This window comes from Streptomyces sp. NPDC033845, assembly GCF_055576225.1.
This window is the reverse complement of record NZ_JBVIRI010000061.1, coordinates 1-4819: the sequence shown is the minus strand read 5'-3', so window position 1 is coordinate 4819 and position 4819 is coordinate 1. Positions and strand designations below refer to the sequence as shown.

The window sequence follows — 4819 nt, the reverse complement described above, 5'->3', positions numbered from 1 at the left end:
ATCAGGGGTGTCCGCCGTTCCGCCGCCCTGCGGCCGCACCTTCGATGGCGGGATCAGCGGTTCGGCGATCTCCCACAACCCGTCCGGAACAATCCCACTCCACGCACCCCGCCCCATACCCAGGCCAACGACACCTCACCACATAGGACACGGTCTTAGAGGGCGTCTTACCCATGGAGTCGACGAGCGCGATCGCGTCCCGGTTGAACTCCTCGGTGTACCGCTTCGTGTACTTGTTCACCATCTGGTGCTACTCCCCTTGGAACCTCAGGTCCCAGTCTCCAGGTGTCCACGATCAAGGGGAAGGTTCAATCACCCTGGATTTCGTGTTCCTCTTGCGCCAGCTGGGGGATCCGCTACTCCCCCAGCTGCCCCACCGGTTGGCCGATGGGTCAGCGTCTGCGTGTGCCGCATCGTAGTGACGAGCCTGGACCGCGCTGTGTCCGTGCCGGAATTTTCGAGAGAGGAAAGCGCCATGACTGGTACCTATGGTGGTTACGGAATTCTCGCGAAGAAGGCCCTGACGCGAATGCGAAGCTGACACCAATTGAGCGTGCAGTCCTGGGCTTTCGCCAAGTAGGTCGAATTTACCTGCGGGGTTGCGAAACCGAGGTCGCTCAACGAAGGCTACGTCGGCGCCCGCATCAAGAGATGGAGAGCCTTGCCGACCATCCGGCTCTCTACCGCTGCGCGGCCCACGACCTCGAACACAGCACGGCCCTCCGCCGGGCAGTCCCCTGCGAGGAAACCGCCACGCCGTTCATGCTTATAGGACATCTCCAGGAGTCCTCTACTACCTACCACTGAGCTCTTTCAATCTGCCCACCGATCGGGTGACATGCCGTCAACGTCCTCGGAACAAGTCCAGACTGAAAGCGCTCACTTACAGCCGGGTGAAGCGCAGCATCGGATGGATTTACCCCCATCCACATCCAGGCCCCCAGACTCGAACGTTTCATTAGCGTCAGGGGCACATCCGCCGCCCTACCCGGCCCCCAAGCAGTCAATAAGATTCCGACATAGCAATTCCACCAAAGGAGAGAATGCGGCCATGAAAATGCGCATCTTCGGAAAGAATCGAAAAACCCGGAACCCAAAAGAACTGAGTTTCTTCGCGCTCTTTGTGTAATTTTTGAGGGACTTCGCAGATAGGGGCTCCAGCTGAAGGCCAAGATCCTCCCATCGAGCGTTCCCATTGAACCCCTCTTATCCTGAATTTATGCAAGTCAGGAGGGTATGGACGGCCTTGACGATGGTGCTGATTCGGTTGGTGGAGCATCGCTCCCGTCGGAGGATCTTCCACGATTTCAGCAATGAGCTTGTCTAGGTTGGCCACTGAATCCTTTTCATCCTGGCAGTGAAGGGGTGAACGTGCATCGGTGACGTGGCAGGGCCCCTGGTCGTTGGCGTGGTGACTTCACTCAGCACACCGGCGTCCGAGGGGCCCTGTTGGTTCCGTATTCTTCCACGCTCGACGTCCCCCACGAGCTCGTCGAGCATGTCTCGTGGCTGTTGCACGCCCGTCGGCTGGAGCTGAACTCTCCCTGGCGATGCCTGGGTTGTTTCCAACAGGCCCTCATGGCCCTGGCCCATCTACGCAAGAACGAAACGTTCCCGCAGCTCGCAGCCGGTTTCGGTCCCTCCACGACAACGGCCTGGCGGTACGTCGACGAGACCCTGGACGTGCTAGCCGCATGGGCACCCGGCCTCCACGAAGCCCTGGTGGGTCTGAGTGAAGGCGATTTCGTCACCGTCGACGGCAGCATCATCCCCACCGACCGCATCGCCGCCGACGAACCGTACTACTCGATGAAGCACTGCTGCCATGGGATGAACGTGCAGGTCATCGCCCGCCCGGACGCCACACCCCTGTGGTTCTCCCGGGCCCTGCCGGGCCGGACCCACGACCTCACCGCGGCCCGCGCCGACGGAATCGTCCAGGCCTGCCTTACCCGGCACATCCTCATCCTCGCCGACCGCGCCTACCAAGGCGCCGGCGCCACCGTCCGCACCCCCTACCACCACCACAGCATCCAGCCGGCCCACTACCAACAGTTCAACCGCGACCACGCCCACCTCCGCGCGCCCGGCCAACGCGCCTTCGCCCTGCTGAAATCGTGGAAGATCCTCCGACGTGCACCATGCTCCCCCAACCGCATCGGCACTATCGTGAAGGCCATCCACACCCTGCTGACCTGCACAAATTTAGGAGGGTCTGTCAATCGAGCGGCTCTGTCTCACATTCGGTGGTAACGCTGAGTGGTGACGGTCGTTGTTGTTGGCGTGATGGATGTCAACGAGCTTGTGCAGATGGTGTTTTCGGGGATATCGCCGCTGGTCATCGAGGATGTGGTCGATGAGGGCGGGCGGGTCGTGGTGAGGGCGCGGGCTCCGAGAGAGCCTGCGGCCTGCCCGGTGTGCGGGGTGGCGTCGGGGCAGGTGCACGGCTATCACTGGCGGACGGTGGCCGATGTACCGGTCGACGGCCGACGGGTGGTACTCCGAGTACGGGTGCGGCGCCTGGTGTGTCCCACACGTGGGTGCCGCCAGACTTTCCGCGAGCAGGTGCCAGGGGTGCTGGAGCGCTATCAGCGACGCACTACCCGTCTGACCAGGGACTGTAAAACGTTCGGCTCTGTCTCACATTCGGTGGTGACGCTGAGTGGTCGAAGTCGTTGTTGTTCGTGTGATGGATGTCAACGAGCTCGTGCGGATGGTGTTTTCGGGGATGTCCCCGCTGGTCATCGAGGACGTGGCCGATGAGGGCGGGCGGGTCCTGGTGAGGGCGCGGACGCCGGAGGGGTCGGCGCCCTGCCCGGTGTGCGGCGCATCGTCGGAACAGGTCCACGGCTATCACTGGCGGACGGTGGCCGATGTGCCGGTCGACTGCCGGCGAGTGGTACTCCGCGTGCGGGTGCGACGGCTGGTGTGTCCCACGCGCGGGTGCCGTCAGACCTTCCGCGAGCAGGTGCCCGGGGTGCTGGAGCGCTACCAGCGGCGTACTGCCCGCCTGAACATGCAGGTCAAGGCGGTGGTGAAGGAGTTAGCGGGCCGGGCTGGAGTACGCTTGCTGGCGGCACTGGCCATGGGTCTGTCCCGTCACACAGCCCTCCGTTCCCTGCTGGGTATCCCCTTGCCGGTCGGGCGGGTGCCGCGAGTGATCGGTGTGGACGACTTCGCTCTGCGCCGGCGGCACCGCTATGCCACCGTGGTGATCGACGCCGAGACCCATCAACGGATCGACGTCCTGCCCGACCGCGCGGCCAACACGCTGGAAGCGTGGCTGCGCGCGCATCCAGGGGTCGAGGTCGTGTGCCGTGACGGATCGACGACCTACGCGGAAGCCATCCGCCAGGCGCTGCCGGACGCCGTGCAGGTCAGCGACCGCTGGCATCTGTGGCACAACCTGTGCGAAGCCGCCCTGGACGAGGTGAAAGCGCACAGCACCTGCTGGGCCGCGGTACTCGACACACCCTTGTATGACGGCCCGCGCGCGCAGACCACTCTGGAACGCTGGAACCACGTCCACGATCTACTCGACCAGGGCGTGGGCCTCCTCGAATGCGCCCGTCGCCTGCAACTGGCTCTGAACACCGTCAAGCGCTATGCCCGCGCCGATCGGCCCGAGCGGATGCTCCGGGTCCCCAAATACCGGTCCAGCCTCGTCGATCCCCACCGCGAGCATCTGCGCCAACGCCGGGCCGAAGACCCCGCCGTCCCCGTCCAGCACCTCTTCGAAGAGATCAAAGCTCTCGGGTTCACGGGCTGTCTCAATCTCCTGCACAAGTACATCAACCAAGGCCGCGCGGACGCCGACCGCAGCCACATCTCCCCACGCAGGCTCGCCCGGATGCTCCTGACCAGGCCAGACAATCTCAAGGCCCAACATCACGATCTCCTGGGCCAGCTGACGGGCGCCTGCCCTGAGATGACCGACCTGGCCACCGCCGTCCGGACTTTCGCCCCGCTCCTGAAACCGAAGCCCGAGAACGCCGACGCCCTCGGACCCTGGATCACCCAGGTCCGTACTGCCGACCTGCCGCACCTACACGCGTTCACCCGCGGCCTCGAGCAAGACCGCAACGCCGTAGTCGCCGCGCTCACACTTCCGTACAGCAACGGCCCCACCGAAGGAATCAACACCAAAACCAAGCGGATGGCCCGCCAAATGCACGGACGAGCAGGCTTCACCCTACTCCGCCACCGCATCCTCCTCGGATAACACCACCCTCCGTCACCACCGAATATGAGACAGAGCCGTTCCTTTTACAGGTGGGCGAGATTGGCTGCGCTGATCACCTCGGGTACGGGAAAATGGGGTCGGACGTCCCGGTCAGCCGATGGGCCTGCGATGCTGGCAAGCTCGTTTTACAGGATGGCGATGGGGGCCGACCAGGGGACCACGGATTTTTGCCAGGACGGGATTTGTCTGCCGTCTGGAGCACGCGTGTCAGACTCCGCCATGCCCTTGGCCCCTCCGGGATGCCCGCCGCACACGGGGGTGTTCGGGCGGGAGGGAGATCAGGATGGCCCGGCTCCAGGATTCCAAGGACGAGGTAATTCATCTACGGTCCGCCGGCGTGGACCTCGGAAAGCGGTTCCTGCTCGCATGCGTTCGGACGCCGAGTGCGAAGCGGAACGGCAGCTGGTCGCTGGAGACGGAACGGTTCGGTACCACGACGGCTGAAGTCCGGCGTCTGCTGGCCTGGCTGGTGGAGCGGCAGGTTGAGGTGGTGGTGATGGAGGCGACCTCGGACTATTGGCGGCCGGTCTACTACCTGCTGCAGCCCCACCTGAATCTGATGCTGGTCAACCCGGC

The 4819-nt window shown here is 64.0% G+C and carries 3 protein-coding genes and 3 pseudogenes; 4 read left to right on the top strand and 2 right to left on the bottom strand.

Translation table 11 applies throughout. The features are described from left to right. Positions 1–117 (bottom strand): annotated as a pseudogene (locus ACZ50K_RS37575) (IS5/IS1182 family transposase); the annotation flags it as partial. 886 nt (positions 118–1003) lie between these two features. After that, a complete protein-coding gene (locus ACZ50K_RS37570) occupies positions 1004–1336 on the bottom strand; it encodes a hypothetical protein (protein ID WP_468911934.1) in 333 nt (110 codons plus the stop codon). Between the two features lie 72 nt (positions 1337–1408). Here ACZ50K_RS37570 and ACZ50K_RS37565 point away from each other — a divergent pair. The 4 genes and pseudogenes from ACZ50K_RS37565 to ACZ50K_RS37550 all read left to right on the top strand — a co-directional run. Beyond that, positions 1409–2253, top strand: a pseudogene (locus tag ACZ50K_RS37565) (transposase family protein). 33 nt (positions 2254–2286) lie between these two features. Continuing rightward, positions 2287–2673 (top strand): annotated as a pseudogene (locus ACZ50K_RS37560) (transposase family protein); the annotation flags it as partial. A gap of 16 nt (positions 2674–2689) precedes the next feature. Beyond that, on the top strand, positions 2690–4222 hold the full coding sequence (locus ACZ50K_RS37555) for an ISL3 family transposase (RefSeq protein ID WP_468911931.1): 1533 nt from the start codon (positions 2690–2692) through the stop codon (positions 4220–4222). A 304-nt stretch (positions 4223–4526) separates the two neighbouring features. Continuing rightward, positions 4527–4819: IS110 family transposase (locus ACZ50K_RS37550; protein ID WP_468911928.1), on the top strand; the 293-nt coding region annotated here is incomplete at its 3' end.

Bases quoted from the DNA above. Each gene is read 5' to 3' on its own strand.
- ACZ50K_RS37555 (WP_468911931.1), top strand. From the start codon at position 2,690: ATGGATGTCAACGAGCTCGTGCGGATGGTGTTTTCGGGGATGTCCCCG.